This is a genomic window from Bacillus sp. PAMC28571, assembly GCF_014250435.1.
Lineage (GTDB): Bacteria > Bacillota > Bacilli > Bacillales > Bacillaceae > Bacillus > Bacillus safensis.
This window is the reverse complement of record NZ_CP060191.1, coordinates 1,214,152-1,234,140: the sequence shown is the minus strand read 5'-3', so window position 1 is coordinate 1,234,140 and position 19,989 is coordinate 1,214,152. Positions and strand designations below refer to the sequence as shown.

At 41.8% G+C, this 19,989-nt stretch carries 23 protein-coding genes; 4 read left to right on the top strand and 19 right to left on the bottom strand.

Going from position 1 to position 19,989, the window contains the following annotated elements:
- Positions 1–6: 6 nt before the first annotated feature.
- Complete coding sequence (locus H7F25_RS06100; RefSeq protein ID WP_019743276.1) at positions 7–525, bottom strand: YceD family protein; 519 nt, start codon at positions 523–525, stop codon at positions 7–9.
- 206 nt (positions 526–731) lie between these two features.
- Here H7F25_RS06100 and H7F25_RS06095 point away from each other — a divergent pair, with 206 nt between their 5' ends.
- The gene (locus tag H7F25_RS06095) at positions 732–1,979 is read left to right on the top strand and encodes a nucleotidyltransferase (RefSeq protein WP_185854377.1); all 1,248 of its coding nucleotides are present in this window, start codon (positions 732–734) and stop codon (positions 1,977–1,979) included.
- 233 nt (positions 1,980–2,212) lie between these two features.
- Here the strand turns inward: H7F25_RS06095 and H7F25_RS06090 are convergent, their stop codons facing one another.
- Positions 2,213–3,241, bottom strand: a complete 1,029-nt coding sequence (locus H7F25_RS06090; RefSeq protein ID WP_024424271.1) for a SepM family pheromone-processing serine protease — start codon at positions 3,239–3,241, stop codon at positions 2,213–2,215.
- A gap of 4 nt (positions 3,242–3,245) precedes the next feature.
- Positions 3,246–4,025, bottom strand: coding sequence for a patatin-like phospholipase family protein (locus H7F25_RS06085; RefSeq protein ID WP_185854376.1), 780 nt, complete (start codon positions 4,023–4,025; stop codon positions 3,246–3,248).
- A 156-nt stretch (positions 4,026–4,181) separates the two neighbouring features.
- Here H7F25_RS06085 and ylbJ point away from each other — a divergent pair, with 156 nt between their 5' ends.
- The gene (gene ylbJ, locus H7F25_RS06080; protein ID WP_042968177.1) at positions 4,182–5,390 is read left to right on the top strand and encodes a sporulation integral membrane protein YlbJ; all 1,209 of its coding nucleotides are present in this window, start codon (positions 4,182–4,184) and stop codon (positions 5,388–5,390) included.
- Between the two features lie 13 nt (positions 5,391–5,403).
- Here ylbJ and coaD read toward each other — a convergent pair whose 3' ends face one another.
- The 9 genes from coaD to H7F25_RS06035 form a co-directional block, all read right to left on the bottom strand.
- Complete coding sequence (coaD, locus tag H7F25_RS06075) at positions 5,404–5,886, bottom strand: pantetheine-phosphate adenylyltransferase (RefSeq protein WP_024424274.1); 483 nt, start codon at positions 5,884–5,886, stop codon at positions 5,404–5,406.
- Position 5,887: 1 nt separating this feature from the next.
- The gene (gene rsmD / locus H7F25_RS06070; RefSeq protein WP_151863091.1) at positions 5,888–6,445 is read right to left on the bottom strand and encodes a 16S rRNA (guanine(966)-N(2))-methyltransferase RsmD; all 558 of its coding nucleotides are present in this window, start codon (positions 6,443–6,445) and stop codon (positions 5,888–5,890) included.
- Positions 6,446–6,755: 310 nt separating this feature from the next.
- Positions 6,756–7,028 (bottom strand): YlbG family protein, encoded by a 273-nt coding sequence (locus H7F25_RS06065; protein WP_024424276.1) that lies wholly within the window; start codon positions 7,026–7,028, stop codon positions 6,756–6,758.
- A gap of 65 nt (positions 7,029–7,093) precedes the next feature.
- On the bottom strand, positions 7,094–7,543 hold the full coding sequence (locus tag H7F25_RS06060; protein WP_007499807.1) for a regulatory iron-sulfur-containing complex subunit RicF: 450 nt from the start codon (positions 7,541–7,543) through the stop codon (positions 7,094–7,096).
- Positions 7,544–7,600: 57 nt separating this feature from the next.
- Positions 7,601–8,011 (bottom strand): hypothetical protein, encoded by a 411-nt coding sequence (locus H7F25_RS06055; protein ID WP_225315492.1) that lies wholly within the window; start codon positions 8,009–8,011, stop codon positions 7,601–7,603.
- Positions 8,012–8,081: 70 nt separating this feature from the next.
- Positions 8,082–8,330, bottom strand: coding sequence for a YlbE-like family protein (locus H7F25_RS06050; protein ID WP_024424278.1), 249 nt, complete (start codon positions 8,328–8,330; stop codon positions 8,082–8,084).
- Positions 8,331–8,349: 19 nt separating this feature from the next.
- Positions 8,350–8,763 (bottom strand): YlbD family protein, encoded by a 414-nt coding sequence (locus H7F25_RS06045; RefSeq protein WP_024424279.1) that lies wholly within the window; start codon positions 8,761–8,763, stop codon positions 8,350–8,352.
- Between the two features lie 112 nt (positions 8,764–8,875).
- Positions 8,876–9,919, bottom strand: coding sequence for a CAP domain-containing protein (locus tag H7F25_RS06040; protein WP_058837749.1), 1,044 nt, complete (start codon positions 9,917–9,919; stop codon positions 8,876–8,878).
- Between the two features lie 122 nt (positions 9,920–10,041).
- Entirely contained in the window at positions 10,042–10,464 is a 423-nt protein-coding gene (locus H7F25_RS06035) for a CBS domain-containing protein (protein WP_034663862.1), read from the bottom strand.
- A gap of 161 nt (positions 10,465–10,625) precedes the next feature.
- On the opposite strand from H7F25_RS06035, the gene H7F25_RS06030 reads away from it, so the two are divergent.
- The gene (locus tag H7F25_RS06030; protein ID WP_039178290.1) at positions 10,626–10,991 is read left to right on the top strand and encodes a YugN family protein; all 366 of its coding nucleotides are present in this window, start codon (positions 10,626–10,628) and stop codon (positions 10,989–10,991) included.
- A 67-nt stretch (positions 10,992–11,058) separates the two neighbouring features.
- On the opposite strand, the gene ctaG is transcribed toward H7F25_RS06030, so the two are convergent.
- From ctaG to cyoE, 6 genes are all read right to left on the bottom strand, one after another.
- Positions 11,059–11,937 carry a cytochrome c oxidase assembly factor CtaG gene (ctaG, locus tag H7F25_RS06025; protein WP_144491175.1) on the bottom strand — a complete coding sequence of 293 codons (879 nt, stop codon included), beginning with the start codon at positions 11,935–11,937 and terminating at the stop codon, positions 11,059–11,061.
- 30 nt (positions 11,938–11,967) lie between these two features.
- Entirely contained in the window at positions 11,968–12,297 is a 330-nt protein-coding gene (ctaF, locus tag H7F25_RS06020; protein ID WP_024426910.1) for a cytochrome c oxidase subunit IVB, read from the bottom strand.
- Between the two features lie 2 nt (positions 12,298–12,299).
- Complete coding sequence (gene ctaE / locus H7F25_RS06015) at positions 12,300–12,920, bottom strand: cytochrome c oxidase subunit III (protein WP_024424780.1); 621 nt, start codon at positions 12,918–12,920, stop codon at positions 12,300–12,302.
- A complete protein-coding gene (gene ctaD / locus H7F25_RS06010) occupies positions 12,920–14,791 on the bottom strand; it encodes a cytochrome c oxidase subunit I (protein ID WP_034621096.1) in 1,872 nt (623 codons plus the stop codon). The genes ctaE and ctaD overlap by 1 nt, the downstream gene beginning before the upstream one ends.
- A gap of 175 nt (positions 14,792–14,966) precedes the next feature.
- Positions 14,967–16,034: a cytochrome c oxidase subunit II gene (coxB, locus tag H7F25_RS06005; protein WP_024426909.1), complete on the bottom strand. Its 1,068-nt coding sequence runs from the start codon at positions 16,032–16,034 to the stop codon at positions 14,967–14,969.
- A 279-nt stretch (positions 16,035–16,313) separates the two neighbouring features.
- Positions 16,314–17,231 carry a heme o synthase gene (gene cyoE, locus H7F25_RS06000; RefSeq protein ID WP_024424777.1) on the bottom strand — a complete coding sequence of 306 codons (918 nt, stop codon included), beginning with the start codon at positions 17,229–17,231 and terminating at the stop codon, positions 16,314–16,316.
- 393 nt (positions 17,232–17,624) lie between these two features.
- On the opposite strand from cyoE, the gene H7F25_RS05995 reads away from it, so the two are divergent.
- Positions 17,625–18,548: a COX15/CtaA family protein gene (locus H7F25_RS05995; RefSeq protein ID WP_103132170.1), complete on the top strand. Its 924-nt coding sequence runs from the start codon at positions 17,625–17,627 to the stop codon at positions 18,546–18,548.
- A gap of 37 nt (positions 18,549–18,585) precedes the next feature.
- On the opposite strand, the gene H7F25_RS05990 is transcribed toward H7F25_RS05995, so the two are convergent.
- Positions 18,586–19,986: a cryptochrome/photolyase family protein gene (locus tag H7F25_RS05990; protein ID WP_185854529.1), complete on the bottom strand. Its 1,401-nt coding sequence runs from the start codon at positions 19,984–19,986 to the stop codon at positions 18,586–18,588.
- Positions 19,987–19,989: the final 3 nt, after the last annotated feature.

Below are 19,989 nucleotides of genomic sequence, written 5' to 3'. Positions count from 1 at the left end.
AAAGAGTTAAGATTCATTATTTTCTTCTAAGAGCTTCTTCAAGCCTTCCAGACGCGGATCAATTCGGTTTTGATGTGCATCTTCCGAAATGACCGCCCAGTCATTCCCTTCCTGTGGTGCAGCACCTTTTACGTCTGTTTGGTCGCAAAAGATTTGCATCGGCACTTCAAGAAGAATTTCTTCCTTGACTATAGGCGTTAAGTCGATGATATCGTCTTCTACAACAGATACGTCTTCATCTTCTATATCGTCTGTCTTATGAAGTACAAATAGTTCTTTCGTTGAAATCGCAAATGGATAATTTACATCAACAAGCGTTCTTGAACAAGGCAATGTCATTTCACCTGTGATGGTTAAATCAAATGCGACTTGCTTTGATTCGATCACTCCAGTCCCTTTCACCTCTACTGGTGAAATGCGACGTATATCTGAATGAAGGCTAGTAAGTTCATTTAAGTCAACCGTCTCATGAAAATCGAAGCTGTTTTTAGCTTTTTGATGTAACTGATAAACTGTCCATTTCAATTGTATCACCTCTAAGAGCAACAAACATGATTATAGCTTTCATCATGCTATTTGTCAATATTTTTTCTTTACAGTCCTTTGTGATGTTAGAGCGTTGTTTGACATCAGTTCACGGAATGCCTACACTGAAAAAAATGGGCTTCATTTTTCCCTTATGCTACTGTAGCATAGACCATTTAACCATAGCAAGAAAGGCGGAACATCTATTGAAAGCAACAGGAGTCGTTGTCGAGTACAATCCATTTCATTATGGACATGCCTATCATGTTCGCCAGGCGAAAACACATACCTCCTCAGATGTAGCCATTGCCGTCATGAGCGGATCTTTCCTCCAGCGCGGAGAACCTGCTATCGTCTCCAAATGGGCACGTACAAAAATGGCATTGCAAAACGGTGTAGACATCGTATGTGAGCTTCCATACATCTATGCAGTGCAAAAGGCAGAAACTTTTGCAAATGGCGCTGTGTCCATTTTAGACGCTTTAAAATGCCGCTCCCTTTTTTTCGGAAGCGAGGATGGGGACATTAAAACATTTGAGCGAACAGCTCACGCTTGGCATGAAAAAAAAGAAGAAATTGATCTTTTCACAAAAGCAAAGGTCAAAGAAGGGCTTAGTTATCCGGCAGCCTCTGCCGCTGCGTTTCAAAAGATCATTGATCCTAAACACTTACTGGACCTGTCTAAGCCCAATAACATTTTAGGCTTCCACTATGTCAAAGCCATCTTAGAGAGATCTCCTCACATAGAGCCCTTTACCTCTCAAAGAATTGCATCCGGTTACCATGATCAAGAGCTTCCTAAACATCAGAAAATCGCAAGCGCGACAAGCATCCGAAAAGCCTTAAAAGAGAACGGGTCATTTGAAACTGTCGCCTCTTATCTCCCGGAAGCTTCGCTTAAGCAATTACATGACTATAAGTCTTCTTATGGTCTTTTACATACGCAAGAAGACTATTTCAGCTTCTTAAAACATGTGTTTCACACAATGGATACAGCAGAATTAGAAGGCATCTATGAAATTGAAGAAGGCATCGAACACCGCATGCAAAAGGCGATCACACATGCGTCCACCTACGAGGAATATCTATCACTTGTGAAAACAAAACGATATACGTGGACAAGGCTGCAGCGGATGAATACGCACCTTTTAATGAGGGTGAAGAAAACTGTTATGCATGAGCTGCTAAAGGAGAAACACGCGCCATACATTCGTTTACTTGGTATGTCAAAGAAAGGTCAGCAATACTTATCTCTTGTCAAAAAGGAATTGGACGTACCGCTTGTCAGCAAGCTGTCTTCCTTTTCACATCCTGCCCTTGATCTTGACATTCGCGCTTCCCGCGTCTTCAGCCTTCCCATCAGCGAACCAATGCAAACAAAGTTAACAGAAGCAGAATTTAAAACCTCACCGATCCGCTATGATGAAGAGACTGGTCTCTTCCAATCTCGATAAAAAGAGCAGCCTTTGATGAAGGCTGCTCTCTGATTGTTGACAAAGGGCTAAAATGATCTTTATTTTATCCCTTTGTCTTCTTTTCAGCGTGATAGAAAACCTTTGAAGTCTAGGAAGGGCGAGCACCGGAACGGAGCGAATTTGACATTCGTGAGTACCGGCGCAGAGACCTGACACCGAATGCGAGGGTTTGTCTACACGCTGAGAGCAGCCTAAGGCTGCTCTTTTTTCACTTAAGATGCTTTCTCTTTTAACTTGTTTAAATAGTTCAGTGCGTCCTGCATAGTGTCCACAGGAACGATTTTCATATTACTTTTAATATCTTTCGCTGTTTTCACTGCATTTTTGTAGTCTGAATTTGGATCACCTTTATCATTTGGTGCAAAGAAGATATCTTTTCCTGCTTTATCTGCTGCAACAACCTTTTGATCTATTCCGCCAATTGGCCCGACCGTACCATCAGCGTCTATCGTTCCAGTCCCTGCAATCGCATAGCCATGTGTTTCGTCTTCTTTTGTCAGCTGATTATAAATTTCAAGTGACATCATTAAACCTGCCGACGGGCCGCCGATATTTTCAATATCCACTTTAATAGAAGGCGACACTTTCACATTTCGGTCTGTAAATAAAGATACGCCAATTCCGACTCGATTCGGCTCTTCTTTAAAAGGCTTCAACTTCACTTTCTGCGTGATATCCTTGCCGTTGCGTTCAAGGACAAAACGGACAGATGTACCAGCTTTTTGCCGGCTGATATACGACACCATTTTATCAGCAGAATCATACGTCTTGCCATCAACGCTTTTAATCCGGTCGCCTACTTCAATTTTGCCGTAAGCAGGCATGCCTTTCATGACGTAGCTCGCATATACCCCATTAAACGTATAATCTACTTTTTTGCCTGCTTTTGTATACGCTGCAATCATGGCATTTTCTTGAGAGCTTTTCATCAGCTGAAGCTGTCTTTTCATATAATCTTCATCCGACTCTCCGTCCGCTTTAATATTTTCTTCTGGGACGATCTCGTCATATTTATTCATTTTCGCAAGCAAATACGTATACGGATTGGCTGGGCCTACTTTTATCGTCATAAGAGAGAAGCTGCCCTTCTCGCCGTATCCACCATCCACTTGAATGTGAGGGGCAATCTCTGTTGCATCACCCGGCTTTGTCACGTAATACGGCAGTTTGACAAAAGTTAAGCCAAATAAGACAAGAACAACGATAAAAAAGCTGAGCCAGCGAATATTCAATTTTTTCATTCGATTAACACTCCCATTTATCAATGACATCTTTCAGTTTACCTGTTAATTGGTCAGCGGCGAGCTCACCAGCCTCAATCATCTCCTGAACCTGAGTGAATGAACTGGAGCTAAATGTTTCAAGCCTCGGCCGAATCATGAGATCTGCATGAATGGTTTGATGACGGACCAATTCATTTTGAAGGATGTCCAAACTTTGCATAATCACATCCGATAATCTCGTCGCCTTTTCGGTTTTTTTCACCCTAGATACATCAGAGGCGATAATAAGGTCTGCGCCCATTTCTTTTAAAACAGACACAGGAATGCGGTCAACAACCGCTCCATCCACTAGCTGTCTGCCGCCCATTTCGTGAGGAACAAACACGCCTGGAATGCTGATGCTTGCTCTGACTGCTTGTGAGACAGACCCTTCTTTAAACACAACCTTTTCCCCTGTCTCGAGGTCACAGGCAACCACCGCAAGGGGCATTCTTAACTCTTCGAATTTTTTCCCATATGTAAACGTGTGAATCAGCTGCAAAATTCGATTTCCTTTTAAAAGACCGATTTTCGGCAGTGTATAGTCAGCATAATACTTTCTTCTGAAGACAAGTGCAAGTTTTTTCATTTTTTCTACGTCTTGTCCTGCCGCATAAAAGCTCCCAACAAGTGCGCCAATACTGCTTCCAGCGATCATACCTACCTGTATCCCTTGCTTCTCAAGACTAGACAAAACCCCGATATGCGCCATTCCCCTCGCACCCCCGGAGCCTAGTGCAAGCCCGATGATCGGTCGCTTCATGAAAATCCACCCTCCTCTTTCTATGCATATATACGAATCTATAGGTCTAAACATGCCCCTACTGCTCGTATAGTAATAGAAGACAGGCTCGGCTAGTTTCTTTTTCTATAATCACGAGCTCGCCAATAGATCATAACGGCAAGGGGCGAAATCTCCATGAAAAAATGGAACACTCTGTTCATCGCTGCTTTTTTTATTTTCTTAACAGCCACTGTGATTACACACCCACAAGCCTCTTTGCAAGCATCGAAAAATGGACTTGCAATGTGGTGGGAGGTTGTATTTCCATCATTGCTTCCTTTTTTTATTTTGTCCGAGCTATTAATTAGTTTTGGGATTGTCAGATTTGTCGGGGTATTATTAGAGCCATTTATGCGCCCCATCTTCCGGGTGCCGGGTGTAGGCGGATTTGTACTGGCTATGGGAATGGCTTCAGGTTTTCCTTCTGGTGCAAAATTAACAACAAGACTCAGACAGGAAAGACAGCTGACGAGAATCGAAGCAGAGCGTCTCGTTTCCTTTACAAATTCATCGAATCCATTGTTTATTTTCGGTGCGGTGGCTGTTGGTTTTTTTCATCACCCAGCTTTAGGCATTGTATTGGCCAGCGCACATTATTTAGGGAATCTCGCTGTTGGTGTGACGATGAGGGGATATAAAGCGCGGCATGATGCACACCTAAGAAGCCGAAAGAAGTTTTTATTCCCGCCGTTTAAAGAGGCATTCAATGCTCTTCATACAGCAAGACTCGCAGAGAAAAGACCGCTCGGCCAAATTTTAAGTGATGCAGTCATGTCATCAGTCCAAACACTCTTTATGATTGGCGGTTTTATTATCTTATTTTCTGTGTTTAGCAAAATGCTGTCAGTTGTCCATGTGACAGACCTTTTATCCATCGGGCTCGGATATATGCTGCAAACGATGCATCTTCCGCCAGAATTAGACCTTGCCATGATTGCCGGTTTATTTGAAATCACATTAGGAAGCCAGATGACGGGGTCACAGGAAGTCACCCTTCTCGCTAAAACCATTGTCGTCAGCTTTATTTTAGGATTCAGCGGGTTTTCTGTTCAAGCCCAAGTCGCCGGCATTTTAGCGGCAACCGATATCCGCTTTAAACCGTTCTTCTTCGCCCGTTTGCTTCACGGAATTTATGCAGCTGTTTTTGCCTTTTTATTATTCAAGCCTCTTTATGTCTCTCGATCAGACATGGCTCTCCCAGCGGGTGCCTTTGATGCAAGCCAGCAGGTCGTCATGTTCAGCAGCGTGCTTTGGAATCAGCTTGTGAAAGCCGGTCCATTCATCACACTTTGCAGTATGATAGTGTATATCGCGCTATACTATCGGAAATTAAAAAATGGATGAGTGCCGGGTGCACTCATCCATTAAATTTTTCCTTCAGCGCTGCTTCTACCTCTTTTGGTACAAGATCGTTGACTGCCCCATGATATTTCGCTACTTCTTTGACAATGCTGGAGCTTAAGAAGGAATATTGATTGTTGGTCATCATAAAAAACGTTTCAATTTCATCGTCTAACACTTTGTTCATTGAGGTGCCTTGCATCTCATACTCAAAGTCCGTCACAGCTCTTAGTCCGCGTAAAATAACTTTGGCTTCTTTTTGCTTCGCATAATCAACAAGCAGGCCGTGAAACGATTCAACTTTGATATTTGGCAGCTCCTTTGTTGCTTGGCGAATAAGCTCACACCGTTCTTCAACAGTAAATAACGGTTTTTTAGATGAATTATTTAGTACACATACATACACTTCATCAAAAATCTTTGCACCTCTTTTGATGATATCCAAATGCCCCAATGTAACTGGATCGAAGCTGCCCGGACAAACGGCTATGTTCCCCATGCTAATTTCCCCGCTTTCTATAGATCGTAATACCAGTCAATCCGTACAGTTCCTGTCTTGTGATGTGGAGCTGCCCTGCTTCTTCTGGCAGCTTCACATCTCTATCATGCTCACACACGATCACGCCGTCATCTGTTAACAAGGCGTGCTCGTCAATCATTTCAAGAAGTGCTTTTAGCTGTTGATCTTTATAGGGCGGATCAAGGAAAATGGCTTGAAAGGATTCCTCTCGTTTCACAACAGCTGCAAGTGCACGCTTTGCTTCATTTCGAAACACTTCACTTTGATCCATTAGCGACAATTGATTCAGGTTTCCTTTAATCGTCTGAATCGCCTTTATATCTCGATCAACAAATATGCAATGATCGAATCCTCTAGAAAGCGCTTCAATCCCTAAACCACCGCTTCCTGCAAATAAATCAAGAGCCCATCCGCCATCAAAATACGGGCCAATCATATTAAATATTGATTCTTTAACTTTATCTGTCGTCGGTCTTGTTGATTGACCTGGTACCGCTTTAAGTGTGCGGCCTTTTCTCGTTCCAGAGATGACTCTCATTTTTCCACCACTTTTTCTACTTGCTTCTATTCGTCATTGTTTATGACAAAAAATTCAACATTATCTTACCACATCACTCCTCAAGGAACAATGCAATGATATTCATTCATTTTCTATGTATAGATCAAGAAATACGGGGTCATACTACTTATAACAGCATCTGATGTGGTGCTGTTGCCAACCGCGGAGAAGACTTACGTTTCCCCATAAGTTCTTCCTCCGGTTTCTCCTCTCCCTTTGCCTTCTCCTTAATGAATCATTAAGAATAGAAGGACCCCGCGGGTGATGCCGCGGGGATTTTTTTGTGTCTTTAAAAGCCCACCTTATAATCATACTCTTTTGCTTTGTCCAATTTGGATTCGTACTCTAATTTAATAAAAGGTTTATATGAAGGCTCAACACGTTTCACAAATGGTAACGAGCTGAGTTTAGCCATATGGCGCTCAAGATCATCCATATCACAATAGATCACCGCATATTTCATTTTCCTTGAAATATAGTGAACATTCCCGAATTTTCTTAGCGCTTTTGACTGCTTTAACGAATGCAGCCAGACGACCATCCCTTGACGTTTGGTTTCCATCTTTTCACCTGCCGCTTTTCAATTCTTTTCATTCATTATGTAAAAGACGAGACATTCAAGTCTCGTCAAGATACTTTACAGCCGCAGCTGCCACCTGATCCACAGCCACCGCCGCATGATGATAGACCATCAAAATATGGGTTCCCTGTTGGAACTTTAATATATGCTGATACAGCTTGACCGATTTCAATACTAATCTCATCTAAGATGGATTGAATCGCTGTTTCTGCTTTTTTGAAATCAACCACTGTATCGTGAAGATCTAGCTTTCTTTTGACCTCACGCATTTCCTTTGAGATCGTTCTATAGTCCGGATGATATTTGCCGAACCGCTGCACATCCTCATACTGCTCTTTTACTTTTGTAAAATGGGCAATAATTTGTTGGGCTTCTTCGTCTTGCTGGAGACGCTTAAAGCAGTTGCGGTAATGTTCAGCCTCCTCCGACTGAAGAATCATGGCAGCCAATTGATTTGCTTCCTCTTGGAGCTCCACAGATTCGATTGTCGCATACATAAATGTTGCACCTCCAATTCATAGTTTACCACGAAACCTATGGATCAGAAAATGCTTTTACGTGACAAATACATCCCATGTTTCTCTTTTCTGTTTATATTCTGGATGACGGGAATTCAGCACAACAGTCATTTTATGCTTTCCTTTTGAAAGATGCTTGACCACAAATGCCGCGGTATACTCATTCCCTGCACGTTTCCCGTCTACATACACTGTAAAATATCCCGCCTTCTCGTTCTTTTTCAGACGCTCTGGCTGAAGATGAAAATCTTGAAGTGTACTTTCTATATAGACAGACGACCCTTGCACTTTGTATTTCAAAAAGCCTTGCTGCTTCATTTCGCTTTGGGCTTGCTGCATGACTGGTACTGCTCGGTCATGCTTAATCACTTGCTCTTCTCCATGTTGACTTTGACACCCGGTGACAAGAAAAAGCAATGCGCCTATTGACAGCATCCATTTCATCATCTGATTCTCCTTTCATCTACTTTTATAGGATGCTCAGGAAATAGACATCTTAATCAACTCAAAAAAAGCCTCAACCGGCTCCATTTTGATTGCGCATTGCTTGGAACATTTGAATCATCATTTCAGCCATTTGGACGCTATTGCTCAACTGACTCACACGATGAGGAATGGTTTTTTCGTAAAAGTTCATTTTATCTAATTCAAAGGACGTTAGATTTTCAGGATGTCGCGTCAGCTGTCTGTACCAGATAGGACGCTGCCTTATGAATTTGATTCGCTCCTCTTCGGCCATGACAAATTCCTGTACTTCTTTTCGCACCAGAAGCATCCCCTTTCACTTAATCTTTCCTGAAGGAGAATGGGTGCTGACTGCCTCCAGATGAACCTTTCTTTGAACCATTGGATGAAAATTGGCCGAGTAAGCTTTGTAAAGAGGAAATAGACTGGCTCATTTTGTTAATCTGTTCATTCATTTGATCAGCGTCCATTTTTTTCACAGCAGAAACCATTTTAGACATAAAATCAGCTTTTCCTGCTTCACTTGGCTTAGAGGCTTTTTCTTCTTTAGCGTCTTCAGATTTCGATTGCCGGTAAGGTGACCACATCTCATCTTCCTCACCAAACATGACCCAATTCTCATAGACACTTTGCCAGCTTTTTTCTTGCGTTTGCACTTCTTGAATTAACTTCGGATGGCGTCTGACGAATTGTTTAAATTCATCAATGGATGTTTGTTTTTGCTTGTTTGTCATATCCTCACCCCCCCATACAAATGCCTACTATACTATATACACCACCATCTATTTTGGTGAGCCTCTTTTTAAACATCAAAAAAACAGCTGCGACTTATGCAGCTGCTTTCGTTTAAGATGATTTCTTGATGAAATTCTGGGTGTAATATTTTTCTTTCACCCCTACGCCAAGATGCGTGTAATCTTTATTTAATAACGCCTTCCTGTGACCTTCACTATTGAGCCAGCCCTCTACCGCTGCAGGTCCATCGACATAGTTATAGGCAATGTTTTCACCTGCGAGCTGAAAGCCCACCTCGCCTCTTTCTAACCGGTCTTTCAGCGTACCGTATTTTTTAGATTCATGGGAGAAATAATGATTCTCTTTCATGTCCTCACTATGCATGAAGGCCACTTCAGAGGTTTCATCATCCCACTTTAAGATCGGCAGGTTGTACTTATGGCGGATAATATTGGTCATATCAAAAATTTGTTTTTGACTGGATGTTTCGATATCTTTCCACTTTTCGCCCGATATCGGCTCAGGTTCTACCAATTGACCTCGGTAGACGACCTCATACGGCTTTTGTTTCACAAATGTATCTGCGTTGAAGGCCCTGATACTTGAAAGGGTGCTTTCAAACTTATCCATGTAAAGCTGAACATACACATCATCTCCCACTTTCACAGTGGGTCTTGTATTCATATCATCTTCTGAGAATTCAAAGCGGTATGAATTTTGTTCATCCTCTACATGAATGTAAGGTGCAATTTGTGTTTTCTTAAATACTTCACTCGTGGCTTGACCGATTTTAAATGGTTCTACATTCAGTCCGTCTCCTGTTGCAAACAAGGTCACCACTTTACTATCCTTTACCCCTACTTGAATATAGTGCTTCTTCGATTGGTTGTAAATCCACCAGTCATAATCATATGCGGAAGGATCAATGCGATCTGGTTCTCCCAGCTGTTTAAGCACCTCGTTTGAAGATTTCCCCATAAAGGACATGAGCCCCTTTTTCGGGATATTGATCGGCTTATCGCTAGATGTTTCTTCATTAGACACCTTCGGTTCATTGCTGTTTTCTTTTTCTGGTGAAGATCCATATTGAATAAACAGAACGTACGTTCCAGATATAATCAGGAGGATGAGGAGTGTTTTGAGCACAGTTTTCAAATAAACACCTCCGTTAAATTGGCAAGGTACAAAAAGTACCTTCTACTGTCATTTAAACAAAACTTGCTCCATTTATCAACGACAATACAGCCTATTTAACACGAATTTAAAATATGCCCCTCTTAATGAAGAAATCCTTGTCCATGATCTTGATCCTGTTGAGAGATTTCTGTCAGTGCATCTCCCGCGCGATCATTTGATAAATCTTCGACTGATAAATCTCCAAGAGCGACAATCCCTGTTAATGCGCCGTTTTTCACAACGGGAATGCGGCGGAGCTGATGCTCTGACATGAGCCGGACAATTTCTTCAAGCGTTGCATCTTCTTCAGCTGTTAGTACTTCCTTTGTCATCAGCGAGCCCACTTCCTGTGAATTTGGCTTTTTTTCTGCAATGCCTCTAAGCACAAGGTCACGGTCTGTCACTATTCCAACGAGCTGATCTCCGTCAACTACTGGAATGGCACCGATGTCAGCATCTCTCATTTTGACTGCTGCTTCATACGTATTGTCATCCTGCTGACATGTCACTACTTTTTTTGTCATAATATCTTTGATTTTTTTTGTTTTCACGTTGATTCCTCCATACGTTATTTTCTTTATTACTGTAACCAGCTTATAAAAGAACATACCTTTCACAGTTGAAAGTTTAACGCTTTCATACTATGATTGTCAGTAAAGGGAAATTTTATAAGGAGGGGTTTTGGGTGAAGTTTGAAGGTACGGGGATTGAAGAGGTATCAGCTGACTTAAATAAATTAGATTTCATTATGGAAAGTGAAGGATTTGTACGAGCCGATCAATGGGATTATGAGCGTGTGACGTACGACAGAAAGTACAGCATGGTAGAGGGAACCTTTTATTTACGAATTTCCGGCTACGCCACTGAAGGAGATGTCGGTTCCAAAAAGGCACACATCCAGCTTCTAACACCATTACTTGGAAAACACTATTATCCACATGGCGTTGAATATGGCGAAGGCGAAGAATTCCCTAAGTCTCTCATCCAATCAAGCAAAAAAACACTTGCACAGCTGAAGGAAAAACTAGAAGCCATGACGGCTGAAGCATAAAACAAGGCTAAAATGATCTTTTAGCCCTTTTTCTAAGATGAAAGCACAGCCAGTCGGCTGTGCTTTTTTATTCATATTTCGGAATAAGCGCATCTGGTACGGCATCTTTTGCTCTTTCTTTTCTTGCCCAGTCAAAGAAGACAACAGCAAGAATAGAGCCGTACACAATCTCCTGAATAATTTTCATCAAAATGGCACCTAGCTGCTGATCCTCTAGCAGCGGCAAAGTGTGGAACATATCAGGGCCAGTGAGAGCAAGACCTGCCAGCATATCACTTGGCACACATAAATGCAGTGCTTGTATCCATGCACCTGCATCAGAATAGGTTGCATAGATCGGCGCCTCACTAAACATGATGAGTGCACAGGCCGGAGTCATCAATATCCCGTCTGCCATGATATATCCAAGCTTCAAAATGCCTGTGATCTGCGGCAGACTTTGAACTTTATGGACAAGCGGCCACCACATGAAAAAGGCAGCGATAAAAATAACAACCGTCATCAATGCGTGGTAAAACGGATCTGTTTTCACAAAATCAAACACAAGCGGAATGTGATACAGCGAAAACAAGCCGTTAAACCCAAGCAGTGCAATTAAAGGCTTGGAAAACAAACGGAAAACGGCTTGAATACCTGGTGTTTGAATGATCCGCTCCCAGATGGCTGCAGGCAATCCTGTAATAAGGAGAGGCGGGATGACTAAATAGAGCACTGCCATTTGCGCCATATGTGCACTAAACATAATATGCCCCATTAAATCAATTGGGCTCCCTTTCACAGCATATAACAGAACAAGCCCCGTCAGAAATAACGTTTTCTCTTTCACCGTCGCACGGTGCTTCCCCTTTGTCACAAGAAGCAGATAAAGAGCAGCTGCTATCACAATACAAGTCAAATAATAAGGGCTCCATAATGCCCGAAATCCGAATATTTCTAAGTTCTCCATTGCTGCGCCTCCTTCAAGGGCAAAGCGGGTTTACCACCATATAATGGTCAAAAAGGCTAATACGGTAATAAACGCAACAAACACACCTGAGTATAGAAACAAGGCGGGTGTTTCATGCCCTTTTTGGTTCATGTGCATAAAATAATAAAGCTGAAAAGCCACCTGAATGCCTGCAAGCAGTAAAATAAACGGTACAGCGAACCAATTTCCAACGTCTTCTGAGGCGATCGTTAAAAACGCAACAAATGTTAATCCAATCATCAAGCCGAAAGAAATGAGCTGATGCTTCATTTCTTCGGCATTTTTCTTTTTACGATATACAAGGTCGACTTTGGACTGATTTGTGTTTTTATTTCCCATTCTTATCCCACCATTCCCATTAAATATACAACGGTAAAGATGAAGACCCACACAACATCAATGAAGTGCCAATAGAGACTTGCCACATAATATTTCGGTGCATTGTATAAATCGAGTCCGCGTCTCATATTTCGAATCATGAGAGCGGTAATCCAGCAAAGTCCGAAGGCGACGTGAGCTCCGTGAGTTCCTACAAGTGTATAGAAGGAAGAACCAAGAGCTGAGCTGGTAATCGTAAATTCATACGCATGCACGTAGTGATAAAACTCATAAATCTCAACCCCTAAAAATCCAGCACCTAAAAGGACCGTGATACCAAGCCAAAGCTGCATCTTTTTAAAGGCAAAGTTTTTCATATGATACATGGCATACACACTCGTTAAACTGCTCGTTAATAGAAGCATTGTGGCAATAAAGACAAGTGTGAGGTCAAACATATCAGTTGTTTTTGCTCCGCCTGCATTTGAGTTTTTCAGCGCCAAATACGTGGCGAAAAGCGATGCAAACAGAACGGTTTCTCCTCCAAGAAACAGCCAGAACCCGACAAACTTATTCTTCCCTTCTAACGTGGCTTTCTCAGGAGAAGCCGGAAAGGTTTCCGCCGTCATTTTTTGTGGTTCCATTATGCTTTCACCCCTTTATCATCGTCGTCAGTCAAATCTTCTTTGTGAATATGGTATCCATGATCATCTTTCAAAGACCTAACGAGCATAGTCGCAAACGTAATACCAAGACCAATGAAGATCACCGGAAGCCCCCAGCTGTGCTCTTGACGATACATGAAACCAAACGCTGACACAAATAGACCGAATGAGATAATGACAGGCAAAATGGAGTTATTCGGCATGTGAATATCATCGAGCGGTTCAGATGCTGTCATTCCTTTTTTACCATCCATTTTTTCAATCCATAATGGATCTAGTCCTCTCACAAGCGGCAGCTGTTTAAAGTTGTATTCTGGCGGAGGCGAAGAAACTGCCCATTCAAGTGTTCTTCCATCTCCCCAAGGATCGCTCGATACCCGCTCTCCTTTTGCTGTTGTCCAGATGATGTTAATCAGCATGATCACAACAGCTACAAACATAAACAGTGCTCCAATCGTACTGACTAAGTTCCCAAGCTCGAGACCCTGACCTGGCAGGAATGTAAAGACCCGGCGCGGCATGCCCCATAAACCGAGAAAATGCTGGATAAAGAAAGTTAAATGGAAACCGACGAAAAACAGCACAAAGCCAATTTTCCCAAGCTTCTCATTCAGTATTTTTCCAAACATCTTCGGCCACCAGTAATGCACACCTGCTAGAATACCGAATACAACCCCGCCGATAATGACGTAATGGAAATGCGCGACAACAAAATACGTATCATGGAACTGATAATCCGCTGCAGCTGCTGCAAGCATGACCCCAGTTACCCCGCCAAGTAAGAACGACGGAATAAAGGCAACAGAATAAAGCATCGGCGTTGTAAACTTCACATTACCGCCCCATATCGTGAGCAGCCAGTTGAATACTTTAATTCCTGTTGGCACCGCAATTGCCATGGTCGCTACAGCAAAGATCGCATTGGCGATAGGTCCAAGCCCCGTAGTGAACATGTGATGCGCCCACACCATGAATCCAAGGAAACCAATCAATACAGTAGCGAACACCATGGACGAGTAACCAAACAATCTTTTTCTTGCAAACACCGGAATGATCTCAGAGAAGATTCCGAATGCCGGCAGGATCAAGATATATACTTCCGGGTGTCCGAAAATCCAGAACAAATGCTCCCAGATGATTGTATTTCCTCCAAGCTCTGGATTGAAAAAGCTCGTGTCAAACATTCTATCAAGCATCAGCATCGCAAGCCCTGCTGTCAGCGGAGGGAATGCGAATAAAATAAGTGCGGAGGCGACAAATGTCGTCCAAGTAAAGAGCGGCATTCTCATATACGTCATACCAGGCGCTCTCATATTAATAATCGTTGCAAGAAAGTTAATTCCTGCAATCAGCGTACCAATACCCGCGATCTGTAAACCTAAAATGTAGAAATCCATTCCATGACCTTCTGAATTCAGCGTGAGCGAAGCGTATGCAGTCCAGCCTGCATCAGGTGCTCCGCCCATAAACCATCCAAGGTTTAAGAAAATTCCTCCGAAAAAGAATAACCAAAAACCAAGTGAATTCACAAACGGAAATGCTACGTCACGTGCACCAATTTGAATTGGTACTACCGCATTCATTAATGCAAATAACAGCGGCATAGCTGCAAGGAAAATCATTGTCGTTCCATGCATCGTCATGATTTCATTGTAAACCCCTGCACTGACAAAATCATTTTCAGGGATGGCTAGCTGAATACGGATAAACATCGCTTCTAGGCCGCCAACCAAAAAGAAAAATCCCCCTGCCACTAAATATAATATGGCAATTTTTTTGTGGTCAACCGTTGTCAAGTAATCCCATAAGACAGCGCCAAACCCCCGCTTTTTAGCTATTGTACTCACCATGAAATCCCCCTCTTATCTCCCATTTGCCCCTTTTCATATAGATGTCTTTCTTCACGATCCTTTAAGCAGACTATGTCTGACAGATGACGACTTCTCGGTTGTAGAGACATATTCGGGAGCTCTTAACAAAAACTTCACATCGATCACATACCCTCTTGAATATCTGCTCTAGTTGTTACTCGATTTTAAGACCTTTTAAATACTCGTAAAGTGCATCTGCTTCTGAGTCATTTAATTTAGGGTACGTTCCTGTCATCTTATTACCTGGTTTAAAGCTTTCTGGATCTTTCAGCCATGCTTTCACATTTTCTTTGTTCATGTCTTTAATTCCAGCTACTTTCGTCCGCTCTCCGAAGGTCGCAAGGTTTGGTGCAGTTCTTGCTGCTTCCGGCCGTTCGTCACCAGGCTCTACTGCGTGACAGCTTAAGCAATTTTTCTCTTTAAATAGCTTTTCACCCTCTAAAGCGAGATCCTTTGTGGATTCAGGCTTCTTGTAATCAGCCATCTTTTTCGTCCATCCTAAAAACTCATCTTGAGAAAGCGTTTTAACTTTAAAGTCCATTAAAGCATGTGACGGCCCGCACAGCTCCGCACATTTCCCGTAGAAATATTCCCCTGCATCTTTCGTTCGTTTCGAGTCAAAGGTTAAATAAAATTTGTTTTCATTATCTGTGTTTGTATCAATTTTACCGCCAGCCGATGGAACCCAGAATGAGTGTTTGACATCGGACGCTTTCAGCTTAAAATATACCTTTTGATCTGTTGGTACGATCAATTCCTGACTTGTGACAATCCCATAATCAGGGTATTCAAATTCCCACCAATATAAGCTGGCTCTTACATTAACAACAAGTGTCTTTTCAGGATCTCGTTTTTTCTTATCCATAGCGCTTGTATCCCCTAGTTCAAGCGTGTATGCCACAACAGGTACAACGAGAATAATGAGTAGAAGAATCGGAATCGCTGTCCATGTGATTTCCAGGTTGCGGTTCCCTTCCACCTGCTTTGGAATCGTATCTTCTCCCACTTTAGAACGTTTGAATTTAATGATGACGTAAAAGAAAATGATCGATACAACAATGACGACAAGAACCATAATGAGTGTACTCAGTACCGTTAGGAAAAACTGTTTATCTGCTACTTCCCCAACAGGCTTGAGTGTTGATAAGTATGGTTCACCACAGCCCGCCAAAACGAGCGTCAGTAAGAGAAACAGTGAATAAACACGCCATTTTCTTATCATAATTTGTCCCAACCCCTTTTGCTTGATCTCCTTTGCCTTTCGCTTTTTACCTCTTATTTATAAAATCACTTCTCACCCATGCATAACCCCCGCCTCTTATAAAAGCACTTACATTTCCTCTTTTCATAAAAAAATGATGTTTTTACTCAAAATACCATCTATGTATAAACAGAAAGCCGCCTAAATAGAACTGAATATCAGGCGGCTTTCATAGTTGTTAGAAAATGTTGTGTTATAAGATATAGCCATTGTTTTGATGTGATCAAAGTGTATTTCACTCTAGAATAGTGTAATAATAATCATCGCTACGAAAAAGATGGTTAAGTAGTTTAATGAATAAACGAACATGAGCGTTGACCACTTCATGATGTCTTTCATTTTAAAGCCCATAAGGCCAATAACAAGCCATCCAATATTAAGCAATGTACCAAGTGCGACAATCGGCCATCCTAATCCACCTAAGAAAAATGGAAGCGGAAGAAGACATGCTGTCCAAATGATGATCTGGCGTTTTGTGACTTCAAAGCCGTAAACAACTGGCAGCATTGGAATGCCCGCCTTACGGTAATCTTCCGTTTTCTTAATCGCAAGTGACAGGAAGTGCGGGATTTGCCAAATGAACATAATCATAAACAAAACCCAAGCTGTTGTGTCGATTGTACCTGTGACAGCTGTCCAGCCGATTAATGGCGGAACCGCGCCAGATACACTTCCGATAACTGTATTGATGGTGTAGTGGCGTTTAGACCACATGGTGTAAAGAACCGCATAAGTAAAGACTCCAATAAATCCAATCACTGCTGATGTAATGGTTGTCATCAGAAGCATAATGAGTCCTAATACAACAAGCAGAATGCCAAATGCATACGCTTGCCCCGGCTGAATTTTACCTGTAACCGTCGGTCTTGTTTTTGTTCTTTCCATTAATATATCAATATCACGGTCAAACGCATTATTAATTGCGCATGAACCGGCAATAATAAGAGAAGAACCAATCATTGTTAACAGCACAATATCAAGATTTCCAAGAAAACTCATATCTGTAAAATAAAAAGCAAGCCACATTCCAGTAAATGTCGTAATGAAATTGGAATTGACGATGCCCATTTTAATCAGAGCAAGAAAATCTTTCCACGCTGTTGTTTCTTCTATTTGTCCATGAATAGCTGCTTCCGCGGCTGTTTTGGAATTTGCCAATGTGTATAACCTCCCTTGCCCAAACCTTCAAACGAACGAATGACACGTAAAATCATTACAACTCTATCATACAAGATAAACAGCTGTAAAAAAACATCCTATTAAATAATAAACGACAAACTTGAAGTTATTTGTGAACTTTTCGTGAATTTATTAGGATATATGTGTGTTTCAGAAGGCGGTGCAAAATGAAATATTCTCTCCTCTATTTCTATCAGACTGTCAAAGAAAGATCAAGCACTCTAAATCTGTAAACTTTGTGAACTAACATATCATTTTTTTGTGAACTTTGGTCATTATGAATTGCAACAGAACACGCATTTGGCTTAAACTTGAGAGCATGTGAGGTTTTCATTTACATCAGAAGTTTTTTAGAGAAGGTGAAATAATTTGATGAAATTTGCTTTAAGGCTATTGAGCGTGATCACAACGTTTGTGATGCTGATCGTACTGATTGGCGGTGCGCTTGTGACGAAAACCGGTTCGGGTCTTGGCTGCGGTAGACAGTGGCCCCTTTGCCACGGTCGTTTCTTTCCTGAAATGAACCCCGCTTCCATCATCGAATGGAGTCACCGCATGTCAACAGGGGTTTCCACCATTCTTGTTCTGGCACTGGCGGTCTTATGCTGGAAAAAAATTAGTCCAGTATTCCGTGAAACCAAATTTTTGGTCATCATGTCCATTATATTCTTAATGCTTCAAGCGCTGTTAGGAGCTCTTGCCGTCGTATTTGGTTCTAACGCACTTGTAATGGCACTGCACTTCGGTATTTCACTCATTTCATTTGCTTCAGTATTACTGCTTGCACTTCTTGTCTTTGAAGCAACCAGATCTGAAACAAAGCTTGTGAAGCCGCTTCATATCGGCAAAAAAATGCAGTTCCATATTTATGGGTTGATCACGTATACGTATATCGTGGTATATACGGGCGCTTATGTGAGACATACAAAGTCAAGCCTTGCTTGTTCTGTCTTCCCGTTTTGTTCAAAAGACGGTGCGCTTCCAACGTATTTTAATCAATGGGTTCAAATGTCTCACCGAGCAGCAGCACTTCTTTTATTCGTCTGGATATTTGTCGCTATGTTCCATGCCATGAAACATTATAAAGAACAGAAGCAGCTGTATTATGGATGGATCATTTCAGCCATTCTGATTACACTTCAAGCCATTTCAGGTGTGATGTCTGTTTATTCTCATCTTGCACTTGGTTACGCGCTGGCTCATTCATTCTTTATTTCTTGTTTGTTTGGGGTACTATGCTACTTCTGCTTACTCATTGCCCGGTTTAAATATGAAAACAAAGAGCCATTTAGATAAGAATTGTATCCCCCTTTCATGTGGAGAGGGGGATTTTTTATTGTTGTTTTGCTTCTTCGAATAGCGAGATAGCCTTTTTGCGTCTTTCCTGGTGATCAACTGTTGGCAGCGGGTATGTATCACCTAGCACACAGCTCGATTCCAGTTGTTCATCGGTCGGCATTTTACTTGGTTCATGAATCCATTTTTCATCGACATGCTCTAGCTCTGGTACATATTTTCTAATATATTCCCCGCTTGGATCAAACCGCTTCGACTGGGTCGTTGGGTTAAAAATACGGAAGTACGGCACGGCATCTGTCCCAACAGAAGCTGCCCACTGAAATCCTCCGATATTCGAAGCCTCATCATAATCCACAAGCTTTTTTGCAAAATACGCTTCTCCCTTTCTCCAATCAATCAAATAATCCTTTGTTAAAAATGAGGCGGTGACCATTCTTAAACGATTATGCATCCAGCCTTCCTCATTTAATTGTCTCATCCCTGCATCAACGAGAGGAAAGCCTGTTTCACCTTTACACCATGCTTCAAACAGCGTCTCATCTTCATTCCATTTCATCCCTTGAAACACTGAATTGATTTCTTTTTCTTTCATCTCTGGATAATGAGCATAAATCATATGGTAAAAATCTCGCCACGCCAGCTCTTTAATAAAGGTTTCTCTGCCCTCGTCTTCAAACAGTGCTTCCTCATCTACCGCATGAAAGATCGTTCGAATTGAGATGGTCCCTGTTTTTAAGAAACGTGACAGCTTGCTCGTTCCAAAAACAGATGGCATATCTCGTTTTTCATGGTAACGTGTTAGTCTTTTTTGGATAAAGTCATGCAGCGTGTTCATCGCTTTGCGTGAGCCGATTTGATCAAATTTTCTTGAGCATCTCATGATTATACTGCGCAGTTTGTCATTCCCTTTATATGAAAGTGACTCATCACAAATCGTATGAGCGCTATTGAGAAATGATTTGTCAACTTTTATCACAGGCTGCTTCTCTTGCTTTCGCCATGATTGATAGTATGGAGTAAACACTTGATAATGAGTGCCATCCCTTTTTAAAATATCTTGCGCCCCGTGAAGGTGTGTATCCTGCCATTTTGATACATGAATGCCCTTCTTTTCTAAAAAAGCGGTTACTTGATGGTCACGCTTTTGACCGATTCCCACTTGATCTTCATTAAAAAAGACAGCTTTGATGTCATACACATCGATAACTTGCTGAAAGGCACGCAAGACATCTCCATAGAGAAGGTGAATATACATTTGAGATTCTCTTGCTTCCTTGACGAAATGCGCCAAGTTTTGAAAAAAATGTTCGTTGTTTAAATCGAGGTCCATTTCAGTAAAAAATGGATCTAGATGATAAAGAGCAAATAATTTGCACTCGTGTTTTTTTGCATATGTGATCGCTTTTGATAAGGCGATATGATCATCTAATCGCATATC